Raw genomic sequence first — 23,251 nt, 5'->3', positions numbered from 1 at the left:
CAAAGGTACTTTTTTAATTGCAAAAAAAACTAATTTTTACAAGATAAAAGTTAGGATTTTCTAAAAACCATTAAATTATAAATAAAAAATACGACGAAGAGTGTTATTTTTTTGAAGAAAGATAATCCTGAAGCAAAATTGTAGCCGAAATTTCGTCAATCAAACCTTTGTTCTGACGCTGTTTTTTACTTAACCCGCTGTCGATCATGGTCTGAAATGCCATTTTGGATGTAAAACGCTCATCTACCCTAATTACTTTCATATCCGGAAAAACATTCGAAAAATGCTTTGCAAATCCATTAATTACAGAAGCACTTCCTGAAGGCTGTCCGTTCATTTGCTTAGGTTCGCCGATTAATACTGCTTCTACATTTTCTTTTGAAAAATAATCTTTTAAAAAGTCTGTCAAAGTATGTGTCGGAATAGTAGTCAAACCTGATGCTATAATTTGCATTTCGTCTGTTACTGCAATTCCGGTACGTTTTTGTCCGTAGTCTATAGAGAGTATTCTTGGCATGTTTTGAGTTTTTAGCAAATTTACTTCAAAATACTCAGATGTCATATTATTTTGAAGACATATACCTTGTTTACATTGCAATATCTTATTCCCCTCTTATCTTCTGGCCTCTTAAAAAAAACTTATTATGCTGTAAAAAAAACTTTTAGAGGGACTTGGCAAAATTAGACTTCGCTTCTTTTGCGCAAATTTTTACTGCTCTCTTTTTTTCGCATTAAGAAACAAAAGACTGCCGAAAAGTATATAATTAAGATGAATAACTTCAAAAAAAATGTTTCCCTGTTTTTTAAAAGATATCTGCTCATTATTTTAATTTATCAATTGAGCCGGTTTTTATTTTATTTTATAAATTCCAAATTACTAGGTTCTTTTACCTTAGATACTTTTATAGGTGGTTTGATATTCGATTTTGCTGCAGTTAGTTATATCAACATTATTTTTTTAATCGCACATTTAATCCCCGGTAATTTCAAATACAATAATACTTATCAGCGTATCCTGAAAATTAGTTTTTTCAGTATCAACCTACTATTTATTGCAACTAATTTTATCGATATCATTTATTACCGATTTACAGGCAGAAGAAGCACTTTTGCCATGATTACCGCAAAAGGAATGAGAAATGAAATTCTGGGACTTATTCCCTCTTTTTTACAGGAGTTTTGGTATATCGCACTTATTTTCATAATCCTTAGTATTCTATTTTGGAAAATTATTCCTGACTTCAGCAACAATTCATTTCGTAAAAAATTAACAACAAAAGACTATTCGAAAAAATATCTTCTTTTTACAATTATTTTAGCTTGTTTATTAATATTAGGTCGTGGAGGTCTTCAAAAAAAACCAATCCGAATTGTTGATGGAATAAAATATAGCGCACTAACAAACACGGGGCTGGTTTTAAACACACCTTTTACAATCCTAAAAACCTTAGCACAAAAAAATGATCTCGATTACACCAAATATTATAATGCTACAGAATTAAAATCAATTTACAACCCTCTCATTTCATTAAACCCCACTGAAATGCCAACTAAAAAAAATGTTGTTGTTTTAATTTTGGAGAGTTTTGGAAATGAAAACATTGGACGTGGACAAACTCCTTTTTTAGACTCCCTTATTACAAAATCATATTATTTTAAAAACGGATTTGCCAACGGAAAAGTCTCCATAGATGCAGTTCCGTCTATACTTTCCAGCATACCAAGTTTAATGAATAATTCGTTTATCTCTTCAAGTTATTCTTTAAACAAAATAAACGGGCTTCCAAAAATTCTAAAGAAAGAAGGCTATAATACCTCTTTTTTTCATGGTGCATTTAACGGAAGTCAGAATTTTGATCAATATGCAAAAGTTGCCGGTTTTGACCAATATTTTGGCAAAGACCAATATCAGGGTCCTGATTCTTTTGATGGAAAATGGGGCATTTTTGATGAAGAATTTTTACAATTTTACTCCTCGAGACTTTCTTCTTTCAAACAGCCATTTTTTAGCTCTTTATTCACTATTTCTTCTCACAATCCTTATACAATTCCTAAAAAGTACATTGGAAAATTTCCTAAAGGAACCACTCGAATACAGGAAAGCATTGCCTACACCGATTATTCACTAATGAAATTTTTTAAAACTGCAAAAAAACAACAATGGTATAATAATACACTTTTTGTTATTTCAGCAGATCACACTTCAGCTGAAGGAGACAGAGAATCTGATCAAACAAACATTGGAAAATTCAGGATTCCAATATTATTTTTTGACCCGTCAAATCCAAAACTCACTGGCCTTAGTGATAAAAATTTCCAGCAGATTGATATTATGCCAAGTATACTGGATTACCTGAACATAAAAACAGAAATGGTGAGTTTTGGAAAAAGTTATAAATCAAAAGATAATTTTGTAGTCTATTATCTTGGAGGCACTTATCATTATATCAATGACGATTTTTATTTGGTATTTGCAAACAACCAAACTATTGGTTTCTATAATTGGAAAAAAGATACTTTATTAAAAAACAATCTAATGAGTCAAAATCCGGCAAAAGTTAAAGAAGCCGAGAAATTTATAAAAGCTTACATACAGTCTTTTAATGACAGAGTTACAAATAATCAGCTTACTCTTTAGATTCCATAAAAAAAATCCGCCCTGAAAAAATCAGAACGGACTTTATCCAAATATTCAAACCTAAAAAATAACTCAAATTTATCTTCCAAACAATCGGCTAAAAAAGCCTCTATGCTCTTCTTCTACATCCTCTTCCTCCACATAATTCGCAAATTTAGACTGCGCTTTTTCGTGTTCGTAAATCAGCTCCTTAATATATTCAACATAACTTCTCTTCTTTTCTTCCAAAAATCCGATCAGGTATTTTTCACTGAATTCAACTCCGCTTGCTGCTTCAATTTGCAATAACTTTTTATACAAGGGTTCAATATGCATTGCAATTACTTCTTGCGGCACAGCCTGTCTGCGACCAAAATAATTTACGATCACATCATTTTCATCTCTTGCAATTTCAAAGTCGGTAATTACCCAATAATACCTTCCTGATTTCGCCAGATTTTTTACAATCGCATGAAAATTTTTTCCCTGCTTCAGATTTTCCCAAAGCACTTTAAAAATAACTTTTGGCATATCCGGATGACGTATAATATTATGCGGCTGCCCCATTAATTCGTAATCTTCATAACCACAAACGTCTACAAATACTTCGTTGGCATACTCTATTATACCAAATGCGTTTGTTTTACTCATAATGACCTGAGTTTTATCCCAGGTTACCTCTTTGTCAATTATGACTCTGTTCTGAAGTTGATTTTCTTGATTCATATTTTACTGCTTATATGATTAATGTATTGAATGGAATGTTTTTCAATGATGCGAAATTAGAGAGAAGAAAAAATAGAAAATCTGATTTTTGTCATATTTTGACATAAAAAAAACTTTTAGTGGTAGTTTAAAAGAAAATTCCAAATTCCAAAATCCAAATTCCAAATCCCAAAATCGAAATTCTAAAACTTTACAGACTTTACAAATAAGAAACAAAAAGTTAAGTCTGTAACATTTTCGAGTCGTTTTGCTTTTTTGCATTTCTACAAATACGTTATCTTTGCCAAAAATTTAAACGTATGAATTCTTTACAGACTATAATCGAACAAGCTTGGGAAAATAGAGCTTTATTACAAGAAACTACAACAACAGATGCCATTAGAGAAGTTATCGAATTGGTAGACGCAGGAAAATTACGTGTTGCTGAACCAGTTGGTGACAAATGGCAGGTAAACGAATGGGTTAAGAAAGCAGTTGTAATGTATTTCCCAATTCAAAAAATGGAAACATGGGAATCTGGTATTTTCGAATATCACGATAAAATGTTACTAAAAAGAGATTATGCTGCAAAAGGAATTCGTGTAGTTCCAAATGCTGTTGCTCGTTATGGCGCTTACATTTCCAGTGGTGTTATTTTAATGCCAAGTTATGTAAACATTGGTGCTTATGTTGACGAAGGAACTATGGTAGATACCTGGGCTACTGTTGGAAGCTGTGCACAAATTGGTAAAAACGTTCACTTAAGTGGTGGTGTTGGTATTGGTGGTGTTTTGGAGCCATTACAAGCTGCTCCCGTAATTATCGAAGACGGTGCTTTCATTGGATCTCGTTGTATCGTTGTTGAAGGGGTTCATGTTGGTAAAGAAGCTGTTCTTGGCGCTAACGTATGTTTAACTGCATCTACCAAAATTATTGATGTTACAGGTGATGAGCCAGTAGAAATGAAAGGTTTCGTTCCTGCACGTTCGGTAGTTATTCCCGGAAGTTATACTAAAAAATTCGCTGCCGGAGAATATCAGGTTCCTTGTGCTTTAATCATTGGTACGCGTAAACCTTCTACAGATTTAAAAACTTCTTTAAACAATGCACTTCGCGAATACGATGTTGCAGTTTAACAGAGATTAGTAATAGAAATTTTCAATTTTTAAAAATCCAAATTCCTTTCTGTAAAATGATTGGAATTTGGATTTTTTTTGCTTCAATTTGTAGTCCATTAATACAACACACGATTTTAAATGAAGATACTTGTAATTCAGCAAAAAATGATTGGCGATGTTTTAGTCAGCAGTATTATTTGCAACAACCTTAAAACTACTTATCCCGATGCTCAGATCGATTATTTGGTTTATGCATCCACAACTCCGGTTTTAGAAGGAAATTCAAGTATTGACAATATCATTTTATTTGAGGAAAAACATCGAAATAGTAAAAAAGAGCTTTTAAAATTGGGACTGCAACTTCGAAAAGAAAATTACGATATCTTAATTGATGCTTATTCAAAATTAGAAAGCTGGGTTTTGGTCTTGCTGAGTAATGCCAAAAGAAAAATTTCATATAAAAAACCTGGCAGAACTTTCTTGTATACCGATAATGTTCCATTTGAACCCTTTCCAAAAACCAATCTCGGACTTGCAATTGAGAGAAGAATTTCTTTATTAGAACCACTACATCTTCAGACAGAAATTAATCCAATTCCTAAATTATTTGTTTCTGAAAAAGAGAATCAGGAAGCCTTAGCTTTATTTGACAAACATCAGGTAAGAAAAGATAGAAAAACAATCATGATCAGTCTTTTGGGAAGTGAAAAACTAAAAACATATCCTTTAGAATTTATGTCTAAAGTTGTCGATTACGTCGCAGATAACGCCGATGTAAATATCTTATTTAACTATTTTCCAAAACAACTAGAAGAAGCTAAAACCGTTTATAACGCTTGTAAACCTTCAACTCAAAACAAAATTTATTTTGATTTATTAGGTGGAGATTTAAGATCTTTTATCGGTTTGGTAAATCAATGTGATGCCATTATCGGAAATGACGGCGGGGCAATAAACATGGCTAAAGCATTAGACAAACCTTCTTTTATTATTTTTTCTCCATGGATTGAAAAGAAAATATGGGCCACATTTGAAGACGGAATTCATCATCTTTCTGTACATCTTAAAGATTACAAACCGGAACTATTTGAAAACAAAACAGAAAAAATGCTCAAAAAGGAGTCTTTAGATTTGTATCAAAAATTCTCTCCTGAGTTTTTTGAAAATCGAATCAAATCATTTTTAAAACAAAACGCTTTTAATTAGTCTGCATGATTTCATCAGAAAAACAACTTCTAACGGCTTTAATCATTACACATAATGAGGAACAAAACATTCATTCTGTTTTGGAAAATCTTTCATTTGCCAATGAAATTATTGTTGTAGATTCTTTTAGTTCTGATCAGACTTTTGAGATTGCTTCTTCTTTCAAAAACGTTAAAGCTGTCCAGCATACTTTTGAAAATTTTGCCGCTCAACGTAATTTCGCATTAAGCCTCGCTTCAAATTCATGGATTCTTTTTATTGATGCCGATGAAAGACTGACTCCCGAACTGAAAAAAGAAATCGAATTGGTCATCAATCAGGATAGTAAAATTGTAGCTTTCTTTATGAACCGTATTTTTATGTTTAACCACAAAAGATTGCGTTTTAGCGGTTGGCAGACTGACAAAATTATTCGACTGTTTAAAAAAGAAAATGCCTTTTATAATCATGAAAAAATCGTTCATGAAAAACTAATTATAAATGGAGAAACAGGAAAATTAAAAAATAAATTAATTCACTTTTCCTACTCCACGTTTGATGATTATAAACAAAAAATGTTTTTTTACGGAAAATTAAAAGCACAGGAAGAATTAGCAAAAGATACTAATCCTAACTTTTTTCATTTTTATATCCGTCCTCTATATCAATTTGTACACCAATACGTTATTCGCCTTGGTTTTCTTGATGGTAAAAAAGGGATAATAATTTGTTACCTTAATGCCCTGAGTGTTTTTGAACGTTTTAAAGAACTAAAAAAAATCAAGAACCGAATTCTATAATTTAGGCTTTTTTCCAGAATTTAAGTTTCTTTTTGAGTCTCTTTTTCTTTGCAAAACTTTCCTGAAAATCTGTAGTTGCCTGCCACATTTTTTCAAAAATTTCAGTTTCACTTTTCTCTTTATAGAATTTAGAATATTCGTTACTCATAACAGCAAGCATTTCTTTCTTAGGCGTTAAACGGCTAAAATTATTCATTCGCTGTTCAAAACTCATATTATCATGAAAATTCATTCGGTTTAGATCAACCAAAAAGAAATCATATTTATTTTCAGCTATTTTTTTTATAAGTGTATTTCCAGGTGAATGATCTAAGAATTCTACACCTTTTTCATGAAGCTCAAAACAAAAAGCAGTAAACTGGCGCAAAATAGCATCATGATCGGGATAATCAGGAATCTCAACTAATTCTCTATACGTCAATTCGGTTACTAAATGTTCACTCACATAATAACTGTCTCTTAATCCAATAAAATTGAAGTTTTCTAAAAATGCAATTGGTTCAGGTGTTCCAATTCCTTTTTCTAAAAGAATTGTAGCATATTCAAAAGAACGTCTTGCTTTTGATTTTCTAAAATACTTGTAAGCAATTTTATTTACAATATTCGGAATCTTAAATGATTTGATATTAATGGTTTTTCCATTCAAATCAAATAATTTAATTTTATTACGGTCTCCATTTCCAAAAAGCTCACCTGAAGAACTAAAATTACTTATGATTTCCTCTACATAATTCTGGTCTTGCTCAAATTTTCCGCTAATTCTTAATGGCATAATAAAGATCTGTATTTTTTAGAGTTCAAAAATAACTAAATGCTTTCATACAATAATAAAAACATCATATTTATTCTTGATATAGTATTTTTCTTATATTTTTGCAGTGTAATTAAATTTAAGAAATGAAAATATTAAATGTCACATCTATCACTGAACTAAGAGGTGGCGATGCACAAATGTATACTGTATATAAACTTCTGAAAGATGAAAAAAATGTAAAGCAATATATATTATGTCCGGAAGACGCAGTTTTAGCTTCAATTTGCAAAAATGATCAAGCCAATCTATTTACATACAATAAGAACAAATTTAAATTATTTAATCTTGCTCGTGCTATTGTCAAAATTTGTAATCAAGAATCTATAAACATATTACACATTCATGATTCTTCAGCTTTAAATGCTGCTTTAATCGCTTTAAAATTTTTAGACAAATCAATTTTATTGGTTCTTAGCAGAAAAAGAAATAATAAAATCAAAGACAAATTTTTGAATAGATACAAATATTCACATCCAAGGATTCATAAAATTATTTGTGTATCTAAAGCTGTTGAATCTATTTTTGACAAAATCATCTCAGACAAAAATCGATTACTAACAATATATGATGCCATCGATGTAGATCAATTTTCGAAAAAGACAAACCAAAATCTGTTACATAAAGAATTTAATTTTTCTCCTGAAACCAAAATAGTAGGTAACATTGCCGGACTTACCAATCAAAAGGATATTTATACTTTTATTGATACTGCAAAAAAGATTAAAGCTAAAAACAAAACTTCAAATCCAATAAAATTCATAATCATTGGAGACGGACCTTTGAAGACCGACTTAATCAATTATGCCATTTCAAATGAATTAGAAAAAGATCTTTTTTTCACTGGTTTTAGAAATACAATTGATTTATTACCTGAGTTTGATTTATTCCTGTCAACTTCAATAACTGAAGGACTACCTTTAACAATTTACGAAGCTTTTGCTTGTAATATTCCCGTTATATCAACCAAAGCAGGAGGTATTCCGGAAGTTATTACAGATGGAAAAACAGGATTTTTGGCATCACTAAAAGACTCAGAAACGTTGTCTGACAGAGCTATCGAAGTACTTTCAAACCCAACCTTACAAGAAACACTAAAAAGTAACTCCTATAAATTAGTTAAGGAAAATCATAGTCTCAATATAATGCGAAAAAACTATTATACTTTTTATAAAAACATTCTTAATACTGATCAATTATTGGTTTCCAAAAATCAATCACTTTAGGTTTGTTAATCGCATGACAACCAAATGGAAGTTCATTATTCGTTAATTTCATTGCTAAGTTTGGTTTTCTGTCTATAGCAAAGAAAACAGCTTCTTTATAGTCCGGAATTTTAAAATCAGGATTAAATTCAATAGCTTTCAAAGACCAGAACACATCTTCTATTGCATAGATTTTCTTTTCTTTTGCATTTAAAACCTCAGAAATAAAGCTCTGCTGCTCTTTTGAAATGGTATAATGACTAGCTATTTTACGTAGTGAAAAACCTCCATTCCCTACTTTAAAGAAAGTCTGCTCACGCTCATTTTTCTTTTTAGAACGAAATAATCTTGCCACTTTATTGAATATATTCATACCAAAAGAATCTGTAGAAGTAGCAATCCATGGTGCGCCAATATAATCGTATCCTTTTTGACACCATTTTAATAAATCATCTCTAAATACAAAGGCATCTAACTGATAAATTAAAATGTATTCAGAATCTAAAAAGCTTTCGTAAAAAACCGGTGACAATAACAACTCATTGTACCCATTTATAGTTGCGAAATAATGTTTAGAAAAACTTTTAAAAGTTAAGCTCTCGCATTTATCCGAAAGATAAGAACAGTTTAAACCTTCCGGGTGTACAATTACAATTTCATAATCTTTTAAAATTTTACAACATTGTAAAAACGATTTTTCTTCAAGTTCTCCAAAATATTCCTTGTAAACCGGAATGATTACTTTCACTATTTCTTTGTTCATGTGGTATTTTAAGATTAATCTGTCTATAGAAAAACAATTCTGGTATTTTCCTTATATTGTTTACTTATGCCACAAAAATAATCTTATAAATTACAAAAAGCAGATTATTGTAAATTAAATTTACATTTTTTACCAACTATAAAGATTATTTTTGCAGAACAATTATATTCCTTTTTACAATGAATGAAGAAATAATAAACGCATACGAAGTCATCAAAGAAGGCGGAATTATTCTGTACCCGACAGATACCGTTTGGGGAATTGGATGCGATGCTACCAATGCCGAAGCCGTTGCAAAAATCTATAAATTAAAGCAACGTGCAGAAACGCAAAGTATGATTGTTTTAATGAACAGCGAGAAAATGATGTACAATGTTTTTAAAAACATACCAGAAGTTGCCTGGCAGATTATTGATTTATCTGAAAAACCAACGACTTTAATTTTGGATGATGCTAGAAATGTTGCATCAAACATTATTGCGGCAGACAGATCTTTGGGCGTTCGTTTGGTAAAAGAACCTTTCTGTTACAAATTGATGGAAAGAATGAAAAAGCCTTTGGTTTCGACTTCTGCTAATATTTCAGGACAACCAACACCTCAAAGCTTTAAAGATATTAGTCCGGAAATTATAAACGGAGTTGATTATGTAGTGAAATTAAATCAGGATAAAATCAACGGAAAATCATCTACTATTATCAAATTAACCAATGATTCGCAGGTAAAAGTAATCCGTAAATAGCTTTTTTTGGTTGAGTATAGTTTTTACCGCAAAGTACACAAAGAATTATGCAGAGTAAGCAAAGAAGATTTTATAGAGAATTTAAATAAATTTTAAAAAAGTTCGCAAAGTTTTATCAAAAAAACTTTGCGAACTTTTTTATTTTAATGGCACTGAAAAAAACTTAGCGCCCTTTGCGTAATTCTTTGTGCACTCTGCGGTTAAAAAAAACTTAGAACCTTAGTATCTTAGATACTTAGACCGTTTTCAAACTCTCAATAAGCCAGTCAATATCTTCTTTGGTATTATAATGACTGAACGAAATTCGGAGATTTGGCAGTTTTAAATCGGCTTCTGAAAGCATTTCGTTTAAAACATGAGAAGGTTTAATACTTCCCGACTGACAAGCACTTCCTCTTGAAACCGCTATTCCTTTCATATCCAGACTAAACAAAAGCATTGAGGTTTTGTCTGATGAAAAAGGCAAAATAATGTTGATGATATTATAGAAATCCTCTTTTTTTCCGTTAATTCTAAAATCCGGAAAATGAATTTCTAACTGCTCAATAAAATACTTTTTTATATCCGAAATATAAGCTCTTTCTTCCTCTAATTTTTCATACGAAATAGACAAAGCTTTTGCCATTCCGGCGATTTGATGTACTGCTTCAGTTCCTGCACGAAGTCCTTTTTCCTGTTCACCTCCAAAAAGCAACGGTTGTAGACCTAAATTTTTTCTAACAAAAGCGAATCCAATTCCTTTTGGGCCGTGAAATTTATGTGCGCTAGCCAGAATAAAGTCAACAGGAGTTTTTTGCAAATCAATTTCAGTTTTCCCAACAGACTGAACAGTATCAGAATGAAATAAAGCATTATACTGCTTACAAATAAGTCCAACTCTGTCTAAATCTAAAATAGTACCCGTTTCATTATTAACATGCATTAAACTTACCAATGTCTTTTTCTCATCAGACAATAAATTGGATAAATGTGTTAAATCCAAACTTCCGTCCGGATTTACATTTACATACTCAACCTCTATATTATATTCTTCTTTAAGCGCCCAAACGGTATGCAAAACAGCGTGATGCTCAATTTTTGAAGTGATAATTCTTTCTACTTTTAAATCTTCAACTGCAGAACGCAGAATCCAGTTATCTGCTTCAGTTCCTCCGGAAGTAAAAATAATTTCCTGAGCACTACAATTTAAATGCTTCGCAATACTCTTTCTTGAAAGTTCTAATATTGTTTTAGCATTACGTCCAAAACTGTGGGTAGACGATGGGTTACCAAAATCCTCCAACATAACTTTGGTCATTTCCTGAATTACTTCGGGACGCATTGCCGTAGTGGAGGCATTATCTAGATATACTTTTTTCATTGGTACAAAGTTAAGAAATATGAATTGTCAAATCTTAAATATCAATTGCCATTTTTTTCACTATTTTTGACGCAAATAAATTTTACAATGAAAAAATACGCTTCCCTTATATTATTTGCTTTTTTACTGAATGGATGTGATGATGGAGACTTAACTGTTCAGGAAATTGACTTTAGCACTGTAGAGCCTACAAGCTGTACTGATAACCCCAACTTAATGTATAAATTAAAGTCTCAGGAAGCTTTCTTACTTCAAATGCCAGAAGGTGCCGGCTTAAAAAGCGAACCGGGAACTTATGACTATGATATTCCTACCGGAGGAAATGGAGCTTATCGTGCTATATACAGATCTTATGACGGTGCAGTAGTATCAGATAACATATGCGGAATCATCCCTCCCAGCAAACCAAAAGTGGTAGATGAATGGATTGCTACTTCGGGAAAAATTACAATTACAACTACACAAAAAGAACAGGTTCCGGCAACTGACGGAAGTACAAAACTTACCGGTTACAATCACAACATTAGCTTTACAAACATTACTTTTGATATTTCCAATTCAAAACCACAGACTTATCCGACTTACCCGTTTGGGACAATTAGTACCACAATGGACGTTCCTGCCAGTTTGGCTTTTAATACTGAAATTGCTGGTAGATGTACCAATAATAATTTAAACAGAGTATACAATTACAGTGCTTCCTTTTATATTTCGATTGACAATATTGACAGTGATTTAATAAAAAATGAAGTTACTCCTGCCGGACAACCCAGAACCGGATTGATAGGTGCAACCAAAAATAACGCAATTGTAAACAAAGTATATTACAGAAGCGTAGGAAAAGATACAGGTTCTTTTAGCGCAGACTATTTTTGCAGCGCTACTACCCCAACAAATCCATCGATTGCAGAAGACTGGTCCGGACAGGATGGTGTTGATGGTACTAGCGGTATAATAGAAGTAACCACTACATTGGTTGCAGGTAATTATTTCCACGAAATCACTTTAAAAAATGTAACTATGCTTAAAGGCAAAAGTAGTTTTAAACTTCCAACAACTTTCAATTTAGGAAGATTAGAAATTGCTCAATAAGCAAGATTTTTTATAAGAAAGGCTTCTTTTAAATTCTTACAAAAAAAGCGTCTGTTTTTCATTTGATTTAGTATTAAAATCAGCTTCGAAAACAGACGTTTTTTTATGCTTAAAAATGACCTTTTTAAGATGGTGTAACTTTACTTTATTTATTGTTTTGTCTAAAATAAACTTCGGTTGCTCCCAGACCATATTTCTGATAATTGGCATCCTGAAAATCGATTCCGTCATAACGCCCTAATAAAAAATCCAGTTCGGCTTTTAAAATTCCTTCACCAACACCATGGATGAAAACGATTTTTGGAATGCGATTTCGAATCGCAAATTCGATATGTCTTTTTGCTGTTTCTGTCTGTAATGTCAGAATATCATAATTAGACATTCCTCGTTTATTAGGAACCAGTTTTTCAATATGCAAATCAAATTCCGGAACACCAACATCACGTTTATCCTTCTTTTCTTTGACAAAACTTCTTGGTTTAGGTTCAATTTTATCTCTTGAAGCTTCATCTAAATCAACTCTTTTAATAGAATTCATTAAATCACTGGATTCCTGAATTTTAAGCAACTCGTTGACTAAAAATGTCATCATGAATCCGTCTTCTGTTTCTATTAAAACTTCTTTATTTTTGACCGAAACAACAGTTCCGTTTATGGCTTCATCCAGTACAGAAACCTTATCTCCTTTTACCAGCATCTTACTCTTCTTTATCGTTATTTTTACTTGGTGTTTTGGCACTCAGCTGCATCATTCCGATCATGAAAACTACAATTGCAACAATCGTGATATAGATATTTTTTTCTTCTGAAGCCTGCTCATAAAATGCCACCGAAATCGCAAGAATCATTATTATTATTTTAAAAGCTTTCATTAATTCAATTTTTAAGATTTCAAAAATATAAAACTTTAGAGTAGTACTTCTACTCTTCTTCAAACCTTTCTCATATTTTTTTAGTAAAATTGCAAAAAGATCTGCTATGACTCTTGAGAAATACATGATTCCTTGTCTCTTTAAAACCTTCTTCGGTTTTGAGTGTCTCGGCTGTGGTTTTCAGCGATCATTATTCTTACTTTTTCAGGGAGAATTTTTAGCGGCTTTCAAAATGTATCCGGCAATTTATTCCTGTCTTTTGCTTTTTGCTTTTGGTGCATTTCATCTTTTCAACAAATCAAAAAAATATAAAAAGTTATTCTGGCAAATGGCACTCGTAAATCTTGTTTTTATGATTGGCGGATATTACTTCAAACACTTTTATTTTTAGATTTTAGATTTTAGATTTTAGATTTTAGATTTTAGATTTTAGATTTTAGATTTTAGATTTTAGATTTTAGATTTTAGATTTTAGATTTTAGATTTTAGATTTTAACCAAAAAAAAGCTGACGCTTTTTTTCGGAATGTTGGAATTTGGAATTTGAGACTTGGAATTTTAAAATTTAAACAACATTTATTTCTTAATCTGATCCAAAATATCATTCATCATTTCGATTTGCACTTTCTGAATTTCGATTAATTCCTGTTGCTGATGCATAATTAAATGATCAATTTTATCGTGAATCATTCTGATTTCTAATTCCGATTTTAAATTAATCATATAATCTTTTTTAGCGCGATTTCGGTCTTTTTCTTCCTGACGGTTTTGACTCATCATAATTACAGGAGCCTGTAAAGCGGCCACACAGGACAGAATTAAATTTAGGAGAATAAATGGATAAGGATCAAACCCTTTATTCAAAAAGATGAAAACATTGGAACCAATCCAGATGGTTATAAAAATGACAAATGAAATTATAAAGGTCCAGCTTCCACCAAAATCAGCTACTTTATCAGCCACTCTTTGTCCTAAGTTTCGGGTTTCTTCTTCATCTTCTACAATACTTACAATGGATTTATCTTCTTTTAATGAAGAAATAACATTTTTCTCCATTGCCGAAAGTTCACTAATTTCCGTTGAAAGATAATTTGATATATATTTTTGACGATACAGATTTAATTCGTTTACCGCAATACAATCGTCATCATTAAAATCCGGAAATTCCTTTTTAATTAAACCTAAAATAGGATCATGAATAGATTTACCGCATACCTTCTCATTCTCTGCAAAAGAAAGCCCTGAAATCGCACTTTTAAATGTCTGGCTGTTTTTCATTTCAATTTGTTTTGAAAGCTAATTTACGTAATTAACTTCTTAAGAATTACATAAAAAAGAACTGTTTCTAATTCCTTTTTTATCACAAATGAGCCTTTCTAAAGAAAATTTCTTTGGTTAAATCGTGACTTTATTTCCAAAAAACGCCTTACTTTTAACGTTCCAAAATTATTCATTCATTTTTACCATTGTGACAAAAGACACTATCATACAAAATATAAGGGCTTTAAAGAGCCATTCACATATTAATTACGGCATTAAAACCAAGACAGAAGACTTTACAGAAAAGCTTTTCTACACTCTTTTTGATTCTAATGCCGCCTTAGAAGACAGTATTGATGAACTTGAGTTTCGCTTTAAGGAAATTGCTGTTTTGGCGTGCAAAAAACCGGAAAATCTATGCGAATCGATTTGGGATCGATTTCTGGAAAAACTTCCCGGAGTTTTGGAGAAGTTGAATCAGGATGCCGAATATATTTTAGAAAATGACCCTGCTTCAAACAGTATTGATGAAGTTTATTTGGGATATCCTGGCTTTTATGCCATTGCGATTTACAGATTAAGTCACGAATTGTACCATTTGGACTTACTTCTTTTCTCCCGACTGATGAGCGAATATGCACACAGAATCACAGGAACAGATATTCATGCCGGTGCCGACATCGCTTCGCCATTCTTTATTGATCACGCTACAGGAATTGTAATTGGCGAAACAACTGTAATTAAAAAACACGTAAAAATCTATCAGGGTGTTACACTGGGAGCATTAAGCGTAAGTAAAGAAATGAAAAATGCAAAAAGACACCCAACAGTTGAAGCTAATGTTTGTATTTATGCTAATGCCACCATTTTGGGAGGCGAAACTGTAATTGGAAAGAATAGTGTTGTTGGAGGAAATGCATGGGTCACTAAATCTATTCCTGAAGACTCTATTGTCTTAAACACCACTACAACTGAAGTTAAAATAAAAGAAAAAAAATAAAATGGGTCCACAGAAATTATTAAACCTAATTGGAAATACTCCTTTGATGGAAACCGTCAATTTGGTTAAAAATAAAAATGTAAAACTTTTACTTAAACTTGAAGGAAACAATCCTGGAGGAAGCGTAAAAGACAGAGCTGCATACAATATGATTGCTGCTGCTTTAGAAAGAGGCGAAATCAAAAAAGGAGATAAATTAATTGAAGCAACCAGTGGTAATACCGGAATTGCTCTTGCCATGATTGCCCAATTATTTGGAATTGAAATCGAATTGGTTTTACCCGAAGACTCAACAAAAGAACGTACTCAGACTATGCGTGCTTATGGCGCTACGGTAATTTTGACACCTGCCAGCGAAGGAATTATTGGCTCACGTGATTATGCGGATAAAAAAGTGGCTCAAGGTGGTTATTTAATGCTAAATCAGTTTGCTAATGATGACAACTGGAAAGCTCATTACAAAACAACTGGCCCGGAAATATGGAATGACACTGAGGGAACTGTAACTCACTTTGTATCGGCAATGGGAACTACAGGAACTATTATTGGAACTTCGACTTACCTAAAAGAAAAGAATCCAAATATTCAAATTGTAGGCGCACAGCCAAGCGACGGTTCACAAATCCCGGGAATTCGTAAATGGCCACAAGAATATCTTCCGAAAATTTTTGATGCTTCTAAAGTAGATACGGTTGTAGATGTAAGCGAAGAAGAAGCACGCGCTATGACTAAAAGATTAGCCCTTGAAGAAGGGGTTTTTGCAGGAATGAGCAGTGGAGGTTCTGTTGCCGTAGCCCTAAAAATTGCCGAAAAACTAGAATCAGGAGTTGTAGTTGCTGTTATCTGCGACAGAGGTGATCGTTACTTGTCTTCGGATTTATTTGATTAAAAAAGGTACAAAGTTACAAAGGCACAAAGTTACAAAGTTTAAAAAAACGCCTCATAAAAGACGCGCTGTCGTGCTTTTACAGAAAACCTTTGTCACTTTGTTACTTTGTCGCTTTGAACCTTTGTAACTAAAAAGAAAAAAATGAACTACAGAAAACTAGGAAAAACAAACTTTAATATCTCTGAAATCTCTCTTGGCACCTGGCAGGTTGGAGGAAAATGGGGATCAGGTTTTGATGATAAAACGGCTGACGAGCTTTTGAATACTGCCATAGACAATGGCGTAAACTTTATTGATACTGCCGATGTTTACGAAAACGGATTAAGCGAAACTGCTGTTGGACGTGTGGTGCGTTCCCGATCAGAACGTATTTATGTTGCTACAAAATGCGGACGCCAGATCAACCCGCACCTAAATGAAGGTTATACACCGAAAGTACTTCAGAAATTTGTCGAAGACAGTTTAAAAAGAACCGGCTTAGAAACGTTGGATTTAATTCAGCTACACTGTCCGCCGACAGAAGTATATTATCGTCCGGAAATATTTGAACTTTTTGACCGATTAAAAGAACACGGAAAAATACAAAATCTGGGAGTTAGTGTTGAAAAAGTAGAAGAAGCTTTAAAAGCAATTGAATATTCGAATGTAACAACGGTTCAGATTATCTTCAATCTTTTCCGTCAGCGTCCTTCTGAGTTGTTTTTCTCTGAAGCTAAAAAGAAAGATATCGGAATTATTGCCAGAGTTCCATTAGCAAGCGGACTTTTAACGGGCACTTTTAGTGAAAAAACAACTTTTGACCCTCAGGATCACCGTAATTTCAATCGTAATGGAGAAGCTTTTGACAAAGGGGAAACTTTCTCCGGAATTGATTATGATTTAGGTTTAAAAGCCGTTGAAGCATTAAAAGCATTGTTTCCGGGGACAGAAAATCTTGCCCCCATTGCACTACAGTGGATTTTAAGTTTTAACGAAGTAAGCTGTATTATTCCGGGCGCTTCAAAAGTAAATCATGTTTTATCGAATTTATCGGTTTATGATGCTCCTAAATTGACTACAGAACAGATTTCGGAAATGAATAAAATTTATAATGACCTTATAAAACCTGCTGTTCATCAGCTTTGGTAATTATTTCTAAGTTTTTTCTTTCATAAACACGCAACCATTTATGGTTTATTGTATCTAGTTATAAAATACTAACCAATAAACCATAAATTATGAAAAAATTATCCTTTTTTCTGCTTGCAATCTGCATGACGACTATCTCTTGCAGTAAAGATGAAAGTACACGTGAAGAAGAACAAGCCAGACTTGATAAAATGTATCAGGAAATTATTGATTATTCTCAAGTTAACTCAAAATCCTGTACTAATCCAGACGAATGGTCGTTTATGAAATACTCTCCATCAAACTGCTCAGGATATATGATCTATAACAAAGCAGTTGATGCAGATATTTTTCGAAAAAAAATTGACCAATACCGTGAAGCTCAAGGAAAGTTTGATGCAAAATGGGGAGTTTATTATACATCAGATTGTGTTATGATGCCTCCACCAACAGGTATAAAGTGTGTAGATGAAAAACCAACTTTAATCTACGGCAATACTAAACCGCAATAAAAATATTAAGGTTACTGAGATTTTAAAATCTTAGTAACCTTTTTTCTTAAATATCAAATTCAATTCTGAACTCGGCACCTCTATTTTTACCGTCACTTGATGCGGTCAGTCGGCCTTTGTTACGTTCTATGATTTTTTTGCACAAATACAAACCAATTCCGGTTGAACCTTCATTTGCGGTTCCCAATCGGCTCATTTTGGTGAATTTCTTAAATAATTCTTCGATTTGGTGTTTATCAAAACCGATTCCGTTGTCTTTTACCGTTAAAATCAATTTAGAATCTTCAGAATAAATTCGGACTTTAATTTCACTGTCGAAATAAGAGAATTTTACAGCGTTGCTGATTAAATTAACCAAAACCTGAATCAGTAGACCTTCGTCAATTTTAAGTTTCGCTTCAACACATTCAAGCATCAAATTCAGCTTTATATTTTTATCAAACAAACGCTGTTCGACCTGTTCATTGATAAATGGAAGAATATTAGGAAAGAGAACCGTTTTAATTTCCGGATTTATTTTGACTACTTCATCCTGCTCTTTCAGCAGTTTAATAAAGTTCTCAATATATCTGAACTGCAGATTAGTCGATTCACAGATTAATTCTGCCAGATTTGTAACAGATTCAGAAGGGTTTTCGCTTATAATCAATTTAGCCAGTCCTTGCGGATTTCCTGCAAAATTTTTCAAATCATGCGAAAGCATATAAACCAAATCCTGTTTTTCGTTGATAAAACTTTCCGCTTCATAAATGGATTCCTGAATATTGCACAAAAGCAATCCTGCTTCGTCTGTATACTCTGTTGGCAGAACAGACATTTTTCTTGAACTTCGATAATCATCCAATGCTTTTGACGCTTTTTTTATAGGTGTAATCAATTTGTTTAAAACCAAAAGCGTTATTCCTGTAGCCAGCAAAGTCATGATTAACGAGAATACCAAAATAGAGGTAGGTGAAATACTGTGCTTAAAATACAATACAAAAAATAAAATACCAATTAAAGGAATATGAATACCGATAAAAGCAACAAAAAGGAACTTAAAAGCATAACTTTTTTTAAGAAAGCTGATCTGTGAGAGCTTGTGGTACAACTTCATGAAAAGGTAACAGTAAATAGTAGGTTAAACTTGTAATTTTATTGGGTTTTCTTACAAAACAAAATTAATGTTTATCTGCTATTAAACTAATTTTTCGATGAATTTCTAAAAATTTTTTAAAATTAAATTTGTAAAAGTTTTCAAAGGCTTATTTTTGCGCTATGGGAAGAAAAAATACAGACAAAGTTGTCTTTCATCAGATTCAGGTTCTTGATGCTGGTGCAAAAGGAGTTTCGGTAGCCAAAGCACCAGACGGAAAAGTTATCTTTATTCCGAATGTAGTGCCTGGAGATGTGGTTGACGTACAAACATTCAAAAAAAGAAAAGCCTATTACGAAGGTAAAGCCGTAAAGTTTCATGAATTATCAGATTACAGAGTAGATCCTATTTGTGAACATTTTGGTGTATGTGGTGGTTGCAAATGGCAAAATATGAAATACAGCCAGCAGCTGGCATTCAAACAAAACGAAGTTAAAAATCATTTACAAAGAATAGGAAAAATTGAACTTCCTGAATTCGAAGATATTTTGGGTTCTGAGAAACAGTTTTTCTATAGAAATAAAATGGAATTCTCTTTTTCAAACAGCCGATGGCTAACCGAAAAAGAAATTGGAAGCACTGAAGATTTAGGAAACAGAAATGCTTTAGGATTTCATATTCCAAAAATGTGGGACAAAATTCTTGACATCAACAAATGTCATTTACAGGAAGACCCTTCAAATGCAATTCGTAATGAAATACGTGCTTTTGCAAACGAGCATAATTTAGCTTTTTTTAATCCTAGAGAACATTCCGGATTATTAAGAACTGTAATGATTCGTACTGTTTCTACAGGAGAAATTATGGTTTTAATTCAGTTCTTTGAAGACGACAAAGAAAACAGAGAACTAATCCTGAATCATTTACACGAAAAATTCCCTCAGATTACTTCATTACAATATGTTGTAAACGGAAAACAAAATGATACCATTTACGATCAGGATGTTATTCTTTACAAAGGAAGAGATTATATTTTAGAAGAAATGGAAGGTTTGAAGTTTAGCATTAATGCGAAATCTTTCTACCAGACCAATTCAGATCAGGCATATGAATTATACAAAATCACAAGAGATTTTGCTGACCTTACAGGAAACGAAACCGTTTACGATTTGTATACCGGAACTGGAACAATTGCACAATTCGTTTCTAAAAAAGCAAAAAAAGTAATTGGTGTTGAAAGCGTACCGGAAGCAATTCTTGACGCTAAAGCCAATGCAGAACGCAATAATATTACCAATTGTGAGTTTTTTGTTGGAGACATGAAAGTCGTTTTCAACGAAGCCTTTATTGCACAGCACGGGAAACCTGATGTTATTATTACAGATCCTCCTCGTGATGGAATGCATAAAGATGTAGTAGAACAAATCTTAAAAATTGCTCCCAAAAGAGTGGTTTATGTAAGCTGTAATTCTGCAACTCAGGCTCGTGATCTGGCTTTAATGGATGGAAAATACAAAGTGACGCGTGTACGCCCTGTAGATATGTTCCCGCAGACACATCACGTTGAAAATGTTGTACTTTTAGAACTTCGATAAAAAATACATGAAAAAACTCGTTTCACTTTTACTGCTCTTTACTTTTGGCTTATCAAGTTGTGAGAAAGATGATATTTGCGATGCTAATACCCCAACTACACCAAGGGTTGTTATTACATTTTATAAAGATATAGATCCTACAACTCCATCTTCTGTTATTAATATGACCGTAAAAGGTCAGGACGAGGAAAATCCAATCATTTTTAATGAAGCTGCAACGGATAGTACGCAATATTATGTAAATACAAGCAAAGTTTCAATTCCGTTAAGAACAGATTCTGACACCACAACTTATGAGTTTACTTATAACGCTTCGTCTACAAGCAGAAACACTGATATCCTGACATTTAGATATACTCGTGAGAATATTTATGTTTCAAGAGCATGTGGTTTTAAAACAAACTTTACATTAGCCCCTACAGGTTCAGTAGTTCGCACCGATAATGATGGCTCTAACTGGATTCTAAATATTACTGTATTAAACCGAAACATTGTATCTGAAGATGAAACACACATTAACATCGTTTATTAGTTTTTGCTTTTTGTTGTCAGTGTTTTCGTTACAAGCTCAGGAAACACCTGCTGCTAAACCAAAAACTGAAACTGCAAAACCTGCAATTCAGGAAGTCATAAAAGATAGTGTAATTAAAACCGACCGTTATGGCCTTCGCGTTGGTGTTGACTTGTACAAACTTACACGAGGACTTTATGACAAAGATTACAAAGGAGTTGAATTTGTTGGAGACTGGAGACTTACAAAAAAATATTATCTGGCAGCAGAATTAGGGTATGAAAACAAAACTACAGATGATGACAGATTAAATTCATCTGCTGCAGGAAGCTACTTAAAAGCCGGATTTGATTATAATTTTTATGAAAACTGGCTTGACATGGAAAATCAAATCACAATTGGAATGCGTGGTGGTTTTAGTGCCTTCAGCCAGGATTTGAACAGCTATAAAATCTACAACCCGAATCCTTATTGGGGTGAGCAGCCTTCTGTAATTGCAAATCAAAAATATAGCGGACTTACAGCAAGCTGGCTGGAAGTTGTTATGGGATTAAAAGCTGAGGTTTTTGATAATCTTTTTGTTGGTTTTGGTGTTCAGTTAAAACTTCTGGCAACTAATAAAAAACCAAGCGGATTTGACAATCTTTATATTCCAGGATTCAACAGAACTTATGACGGTAGTTTTGGAGTTGGATTTAATTATACGGTTTCTTATTTTATTCCTATTTATAAAAAGAAAATAATGGCTTCTGAAAAGAAAGCAGCTCCTAAGAAGAAATAGTTTTTTTTAAGATGCTGAGATTCTAAGACACTAAGGTGCTAAGATTTAAAAAAAGCGAAAAATTCAACTTGAATTTTTCGCTTTTTTTATGTTGTTAAGGCATTTCTTCTAAGAAATGTAAACTTAAAACCTTAGAAACTTAGTATCTTAGAACCTTAGCAACTTACAATTATGATAATTGAAATTCAATTGCTGCTTGTGTATGTATTAAAGTGGTGTCGAAAATTGGAACACTTAAATCTCCTTTTTTTATTACTAAAGGAATTTCGGTACAGCCCAGAATTATTCCTTCTGCACCATTTTTAATCAGCTTATTGGCAATTTCAAGACAACGTTTCTTAGTTTCTTCAGTAACAATTCCACGTCCTAATTCTTCAAAAATAGTCCAATGAACAAAATCTTTATCTTCTTCAGATTCTGGAATTAGGGCTTCGATTCCTTTTTGAGAAAGTTTATCTGTAAAGAAATCTAGTTCCATCGTAAACTTGGTTCCTAATAAACCAACTTTTTTAATTTCTTTTTTCTGAATCGCTGTGGCTGTCACCTCTGCAATATGAATTATTGGAATATCAATTGCTTTCTGAAGTTTATCAGCAATTAAATGCATTGTATTGGCACATAAAATAATCGCTTCTGCTCCGCCCGATTTTAGAAATTCACATCCTTTAAAAAGCATTTCAAAAGTCGAATCCCAATCATTGGCATCGTTATTCTTTTTGATATCGGCATAATTAAACGAGTAAATCAGACATTCGGAGAAATTCAATCCGCCGAGTTTTTCATTTATTCCTTTATTGATTAAAGTATAATAATCTGATGTCGAAACCCAACTGATGCCACCGATAAGTCCAATTTTCCTCATAAATTATATTGGGTTTTAATTATCCTATTTCTTTGATTCCTTTTATAAAAATCCATTTCATAAAAAGCTTCTCTCCGTCTTTAGTTCTTGCTGCCTGAAATTTCGGTCCAATAATAGTTCCAATTACAAAAGCAGTCAATGGAATCCAGATTCCGGTTAAACCAGTGTAAGCGGCGATTAAAAATCGGAACGCTAAAAACAGGACTGCGAAACATCCTAATTGATATAAAAAAGCTCTTACTTGTAGTTTTGACATTTTTTTCTTTTTTTTAAGGTTCAAAGTGACAAAGTTCCAGAGCGACAAAGGTTTTCTTTTGTTGATCTATAAACTTTGTTTATTTGAACAAATCAAATTGTATTTCTTAATATTCCTTTAAAAGGTCTGTTTTTGT

The 23,251-nt window shown here is 32.6% G+C and carries 26 protein-coding genes; 15 read left to right on the top strand and 11 right to left on the bottom strand.

The annotated features are described in order from the left end of the window. Positions 1 to 103: 103 nt before the first annotated feature. On the bottom strand, positions 104 to 517 hold the full coding sequence (gene ruvX, locus HYN56_RS13800; protein WP_109194802.1) for a Holliday junction resolvase RuvX: 414 nt from the start codon (positions 515 to 517) through the stop codon (positions 104 to 106). A gap of 252 nt (positions 518 to 769) precedes the next feature. On the opposite strand from ruvX, the gene HYN56_RS13795 reads away from it, so the two are divergent. After that, on the top strand, positions 770 to 2,638 hold the full coding sequence (locus tag HYN56_RS13795; RefSeq protein ID WP_109192713.1) for an LTA synthase family protein: 1,869 nt from the start codon (positions 770 to 772) through the stop codon (positions 2,636 to 2,638). A gap of 78 nt (positions 2,639 to 2,716) precedes the next feature. Here the strand turns inward: HYN56_RS13795 and HYN56_RS13790 are convergent, their stop codons facing one another. Then, positions 2,717 to 3,343, bottom strand: a complete 627-nt coding sequence (locus tag HYN56_RS13790; protein WP_109192712.1) for a PAS domain-containing protein — start codon at positions 3,341 to 3,343, stop codon at positions 2,717 to 2,719. Positions 3,344 to 3,642: 299 nt separating this feature from the next. Here HYN56_RS13790 and HYN56_RS13785 point away from each other — a divergent pair, with 299 nt between their 5' ends. The 3 genes from HYN56_RS13785 (at position 3,643) to HYN56_RS13775 (ending at position 6,425) form a co-directional block, all read left to right on the top strand. Continuing rightward, complete coding sequence (locus HYN56_RS13785) at positions 3,643 to 4,458, top strand: 2,3,4,5-tetrahydropyridine-2,6-dicarboxylate N-succinyltransferase (RefSeq protein WP_091491210.1); 816 nt, start codon at positions 3,643 to 3,645, stop codon at positions 4,456 to 4,458. 120 nt (positions 4,459 to 4,578) lie between these two features. After that, positions 4,579 to 5,646 (top strand): glycosyltransferase family 9 protein, encoded by a 1,068-nt coding sequence (locus HYN56_RS13780; protein ID WP_109192711.1) that lies wholly within the window; start codon positions 4,579 to 4,581, stop codon positions 5,644 to 5,646. A gap of 5 nt (positions 5,647 to 5,651) precedes the next feature. Then, positions 5,652 to 6,425 (top strand): glycosyltransferase family 2 protein, encoded by a 774-nt coding sequence (locus HYN56_RS13775; protein WP_109192710.1) that lies wholly within the window; start codon positions 5,652 to 5,654, stop codon positions 6,423 to 6,425. A gap of 1 nt (position 6,426) precedes the next feature. Here the strand turns inward: HYN56_RS13775 and HYN56_RS13770 are convergent, their stop codons facing one another. Continuing rightward, entirely contained in the window at positions 6,427 to 7,197 is a 771-nt protein-coding gene (locus HYN56_RS13770; protein WP_109192709.1) for a Kdo domain containing protein, read from the bottom strand. Between the two features lie 125 nt (positions 7,198 to 7,322). Here HYN56_RS13770 and HYN56_RS13765 point away from each other — a divergent pair, with 125 nt between their 5' ends. Further along, positions 7,323 to 8,462, top strand: a complete 1,140-nt coding sequence (locus HYN56_RS13765) for a glycosyltransferase family 4 protein (RefSeq protein WP_109192708.1) — start codon at positions 7,323 to 7,325, stop codon at positions 8,460 to 8,462. On the opposite strand, the gene HYN56_RS13760 is transcribed toward HYN56_RS13765, so the two are convergent. Next, positions 8,419 to 9,204 carry a DUF5672 family protein gene (locus HYN56_RS13760; protein WP_109192707.1) on the bottom strand — a complete coding sequence of 262 codons (786 nt, stop codon included), beginning with the start codon at positions 9,202 to 9,204 and terminating at the stop codon, positions 8,419 to 8,421. The two genes, HYN56_RS13765 and HYN56_RS13760, sit on opposite strands and share 44 nt — an antisense overlap. Positions 9,205 to 9,383: 179 nt before the next feature. On the opposite strand from HYN56_RS13760, the gene HYN56_RS13755 reads away from it, so the two are divergent. Then, positions 9,384 to 9,944, top strand: a complete 561-nt coding sequence (locus tag HYN56_RS13755; RefSeq protein WP_109192706.1) for an L-threonylcarbamoyladenylate synthase — start codon at positions 9,384 to 9,386, stop codon at positions 9,942 to 9,944. A 235-nt stretch (positions 9,945 to 10,179) separates the two neighbouring features. On the opposite strand, the gene HYN56_RS13750 is transcribed toward HYN56_RS13755, so the two are convergent. Then, complete coding sequence (locus tag HYN56_RS13750) at positions 10,180 to 11,304, bottom strand: cysteine desulfurase family protein (protein WP_109192705.1); 1,125 nt, start codon at positions 11,302 to 11,304, stop codon at positions 10,180 to 10,182. 87 nt (positions 11,305 to 11,391) lie between these two features. On the opposite strand from HYN56_RS13750, the gene HYN56_RS13745 reads away from it, so the two are divergent. Next, positions 11,392 to 12,396 (top strand): hypothetical protein, encoded by a 1,005-nt coding sequence (locus HYN56_RS13745; RefSeq protein WP_109192704.1) that lies wholly within the window; start codon positions 11,392 to 11,394, stop codon positions 12,394 to 12,396. A 145-nt stretch (positions 12,397 to 12,541) separates the two neighbouring features. On the opposite strand, the gene HYN56_RS13740 is transcribed toward HYN56_RS13745, so the two are convergent. Together HYN56_RS13740 and HYN56_RS25070 are read right to left on the bottom strand one after the other, a co-directional pair. Next, positions 12,542 to 13,093, bottom strand: a complete 552-nt coding sequence (locus tag HYN56_RS13740; protein WP_109192703.1) for a Smr/MutS family protein — start codon at positions 13,091 to 13,093, stop codon at positions 12,542 to 12,544. 1 nt (position 13,094) lies between these two features. After that, positions 13,095 to 13,268 (bottom strand): hypothetical protein, encoded by a 174-nt coding sequence (locus tag HYN56_RS25070; RefSeq protein WP_167398313.1) that lies wholly within the window; start codon positions 13,266 to 13,268, stop codon positions 13,095 to 13,097. 106 nt (positions 13,269 to 13,374) lie between these two features. Between HYN56_RS25070 and HYN56_RS13730 the strand changes: the two genes are divergently transcribed. Beyond that, positions 13,375 to 13,659, top strand: a complete 285-nt coding sequence (locus tag HYN56_RS13730; RefSeq protein WP_109192701.1) for a DUF2752 domain-containing protein — start codon at positions 13,375 to 13,377, stop codon at positions 13,657 to 13,659. A gap of 184 nt (positions 13,660 to 13,843) precedes the next feature. On the opposite strand, the gene HYN56_RS13725 is transcribed toward HYN56_RS13730, so the two are convergent. Then, positions 13,844 to 14,545, bottom strand: coding sequence for a DUF1003 domain-containing protein (locus HYN56_RS13725; RefSeq protein WP_109192700.1), 702 nt, complete (start codon positions 14,543 to 14,545; stop codon positions 13,844 to 13,846). Positions 14,546 to 14,735: 190 nt separating this feature from the next. On the opposite strand from HYN56_RS13725, the gene epsC reads away from it, so the two are divergent. The 4 genes from epsC (at position 14,736) to HYN56_RS13705 (ending at position 18,035) form a co-directional block, all read left to right on the top strand. Beyond that, positions 14,736 to 15,527 (top strand): serine O-acetyltransferase EpsC, encoded by a 792-nt coding sequence (epsC, locus tag HYN56_RS13720; RefSeq protein WP_109194801.1) that lies wholly within the window; start codon positions 14,736 to 14,738, stop codon positions 15,525 to 15,527. 1 nt (position 15,528) lies between these two features. Then, positions 15,529 to 16,416: a cysteine synthase CysM gene (cysM, locus tag HYN56_RS13715; RefSeq protein WP_109192699.1), complete on the top strand. Its 888-nt coding sequence runs from the start codon at positions 15,529 to 15,531 to the stop codon at positions 16,414 to 16,416. A 141-nt stretch (positions 16,417 to 16,557) separates the two neighbouring features. Beyond that, a complete protein-coding gene (locus tag HYN56_RS13710) occupies positions 16,558 to 17,544 on the top strand; it encodes an aldo/keto reductase (protein ID WP_109192698.1) in 987 nt (328 codons plus the stop codon). 89 nt (positions 17,545 to 17,633) lie between these two features. Then, entirely contained in the window at positions 17,634 to 18,035 is a 402-nt protein-coding gene (locus HYN56_RS13705) for a hypothetical protein (protein ID WP_146194594.1), read from the top strand. A 46-nt stretch (positions 18,036 to 18,081) separates the two neighbouring features. Here the strand turns inward: HYN56_RS13705 and HYN56_RS13700 are convergent, their stop codons facing one another. Further along, on the bottom strand, positions 18,082 to 19,131 hold the full coding sequence (locus HYN56_RS13700) for a sensor histidine kinase (protein WP_109192696.1): 1,050 nt from the start codon (positions 19,129 to 19,131) through the stop codon (positions 18,082 to 18,084). Between the two features lie 161 nt (positions 19,132 to 19,292). On the opposite strand from HYN56_RS13700, the gene rlmD reads away from it, so the two are divergent. From rlmD to HYN56_RS13685, 3 genes are read left to right on the top strand one after another with little or no spacing between them, the layout of a single operon-like run. Next, the gene (gene rlmD, locus HYN56_RS13695; protein WP_109192695.1) at positions 19,293 to 20,705 is read left to right on the top strand and encodes a 23S rRNA (uracil(1939)-C(5))-methyltransferase RlmD; all 1,413 of its coding nucleotides are present in this window, start codon (positions 19,293 to 19,295) and stop codon (positions 20,703 to 20,705) included. Between the two features lie 7 nt (positions 20,706 to 20,712). Then, positions 20,713 to 21,237 carry a DUF6452 family protein gene (locus HYN56_RS13690; protein ID WP_109192694.1) on the top strand — a complete coding sequence of 175 codons (525 nt, stop codon included), beginning with the start codon at positions 20,713 to 20,715 and terminating at the stop codon, positions 21,235 to 21,237. After that, positions 21,209 to 21,997, top strand: coding sequence for a DUF6048 family protein (locus HYN56_RS13685; RefSeq protein ID WP_109192693.1), 789 nt, complete (start codon positions 21,209 to 21,211; stop codon positions 21,995 to 21,997). The genes HYN56_RS13690 and HYN56_RS13685 overlap by 29 nt, the downstream gene beginning before the upstream one ends. A gap of 169 nt (positions 21,998 to 22,166) precedes the next feature. Here the strand turns inward: HYN56_RS13685 and HYN56_RS13680 are convergent, their stop codons facing one another. After that, complete coding sequence (locus HYN56_RS13680) at positions 22,167 to 22,859, bottom strand: aspartate/glutamate racemase family protein (protein ID WP_109192692.1); 693 nt, start codon at positions 22,857 to 22,859, stop codon at positions 22,167 to 22,169. Between the two features lie 19 nt (positions 22,860 to 22,878). Further along, on the bottom strand, positions 22,879 to 23,115 hold the full coding sequence (locus HYN56_RS13675; protein WP_091491243.1) for a hypothetical protein: 237 nt from the start codon (positions 23,113 to 23,115) through the stop codon (positions 22,879 to 22,881). Between the last annotated feature and the right edge of the window lie 136 nt (positions 23,116 to 23,251).

Origin of the sequence: Flavobacterium crocinum (genome assembly GCF_003122385.1) — a bacterium.
Taxonomy (GTDB): domain Bacteria; phylum Bacteroidota; class Bacteroidia; order Flavobacteriales; family Flavobacteriaceae; genus Flavobacterium; species Flavobacterium crocinum.
This window is presented reverse-complemented; position numbering and strand designations above follow the sequence as displayed.

What these genes read in the sequence shown, in the direction of transcription:
- ruvX (WP_109194802.1), bottom strand. Translation starts at nt 517, where the DNA reads ATGCCAAGAATACTCTCTATAGACTACGGACAAAAACGTACCGGAATT.
- HYN56_RS13795 (WP_109192713.1), top strand. Translation starts at nt 770, where the DNA reads ATGAATAACTTCAAAAAAAATGTTTCCCTGTTTTTTAAAAGATATCTG.
- HYN56_RS13790 (WP_109192712.1), bottom strand. Translation starts at nt 3,343, where the DNA reads ATGAATCAAGAAAATCAACTTCAGAACAGAGTCATAATTGACAAAGAG.
- HYN56_RS13785 (WP_091491210.1), top strand. Translation starts at nt 3,643, where the DNA reads ATGAATTCTTTACAGACTATAATCGAACAAGCTTGGGAAAATAGAGCT.
- HYN56_RS13780 (WP_109192711.1), top strand. Translation starts at nt 4,579, where the DNA reads ATGAAGATACTTGTAATTCAGCAAAAAATGATTGGCGATGTTTTAGTC.
- HYN56_RS13775 (WP_109192710.1), top strand. Translation starts at nt 5,652, where the DNA reads ATGATTTCATCAGAAAAACAACTTCTAACGGCTTTAATCATTACACAT.
- HYN56_RS13770 (WP_109192709.1), bottom strand. Translation starts at nt 7,197, where the DNA reads ATGCCATTAAGAATTAGCGGAAAATTTGAGCAAGACCAGAATTATGTA.
- HYN56_RS13765 (WP_109192708.1), top strand. Translation starts at nt 7,323, where the DNA reads ATGAAAATATTAAATGTCACATCTATCACTGAACTAAGAGGTGGCGAT.
- HYN56_RS13760 (WP_109192707.1), bottom strand. Translation starts at nt 9,204, where the DNA reads ATGAACAAAGAAATAGTGAAAGTAATCATTCCGGTTTACAAGGAATAT.
- HYN56_RS13755 (WP_109192706.1), top strand. Translation starts at nt 9,384, where the DNA reads ATGAATGAAGAAATAATAAACGCATACGAAGTCATCAAAGAAGGCGGA.
- HYN56_RS13750 (WP_109192705.1), bottom strand. Translation starts at nt 11,304, where the DNA reads ATGAAAAAAGTATATCTAGATAATGCCTCCACTACGGCAATGCGTCCC.
- HYN56_RS13745 (WP_109192704.1), top strand. Translation starts at nt 11,392, where the DNA reads ATGAAAAAATACGCTTCCCTTATATTATTTGCTTTTTTACTGAATGGA.
- HYN56_RS13740 (WP_109192703.1), bottom strand. Translation starts at nt 13,093, where the DNA reads ATGCTGGTAAAAGGAGATAAGGTTTCTGTACTGGATGAAGCCATAAAC.
- HYN56_RS25070 (WP_167398313.1), bottom strand. Translation starts at nt 13,268, where the DNA reads ATGAAAGCTTTTAAAATAATAATAATGATTCTTGCGATTTCGGTGGCA.
- HYN56_RS13730 (WP_109192701.1), top strand. Translation starts at nt 13,375, where the DNA reads ATGACTCTTGAGAAATACATGATTCCTTGTCTCTTTAAAACCTTCTTC.
- HYN56_RS13725 (WP_109192700.1), bottom strand. Translation starts at nt 14,545, where the DNA reads ATGAAAAACAGCCAGACATTTAAAAGTGCGATTTCAGGGCTTTCTTTT.
- cysM (WP_109192699.1), top strand. Translation starts at nt 15,529, where the DNA reads ATGGGTCCACAGAAATTATTAAACCTAATTGGAAATACTCCTTTGATG.
- HYN56_RS13710 (WP_109192698.1), top strand. Translation starts at nt 16,558, where the DNA reads ATGAACTACAGAAAACTAGGAAAAACAAACTTTAATATCTCTGAAATC.
- HYN56_RS13705 (WP_146194594.1), top strand. Translation starts at nt 17,634, where the DNA reads ATGAAAAAATTATCCTTTTTTCTGCTTGCAATCTGCATGACGACTATC.
- HYN56_RS13700 (WP_109192696.1), bottom strand. Translation starts at nt 19,131, where the DNA reads ATGAAGTTGTACCACAAGCTCTCACAGATCAGCTTTCTTAAAAAAAGT.
- rlmD (WP_109192695.1), top strand. Translation starts at nt 19,293, where the DNA reads ATGGGAAGAAAAAATACAGACAAAGTTGTCTTTCATCAGATTCAGGTT.
- HYN56_RS13690 (WP_109192694.1), top strand. Translation starts at nt 20,713, where the DNA reads ATGAAAAAACTCGTTTCACTTTTACTGCTCTTTACTTTTGGCTTATCA.
- HYN56_RS13685 (WP_109192693.1), top strand. Translation starts at nt 21,209, where the DNA reads ATGAAACACACATTAACATCGTTTATTAGTTTTTGCTTTTTGTTGTCA.
- HYN56_RS13680 (WP_109192692.1), bottom strand. Translation starts at nt 22,859, where the DNA reads ATGAGGAAAATTGGACTTATCGGTGGCATCAGTTGGGTTTCGACATCA.
- HYN56_RS13675 (WP_091491243.1), bottom strand. Translation starts at nt 23,115, where the DNA reads ATGTCAAAACTACAAGTAAGAGCTTTTTTATATCAATTAGGATGTTTC.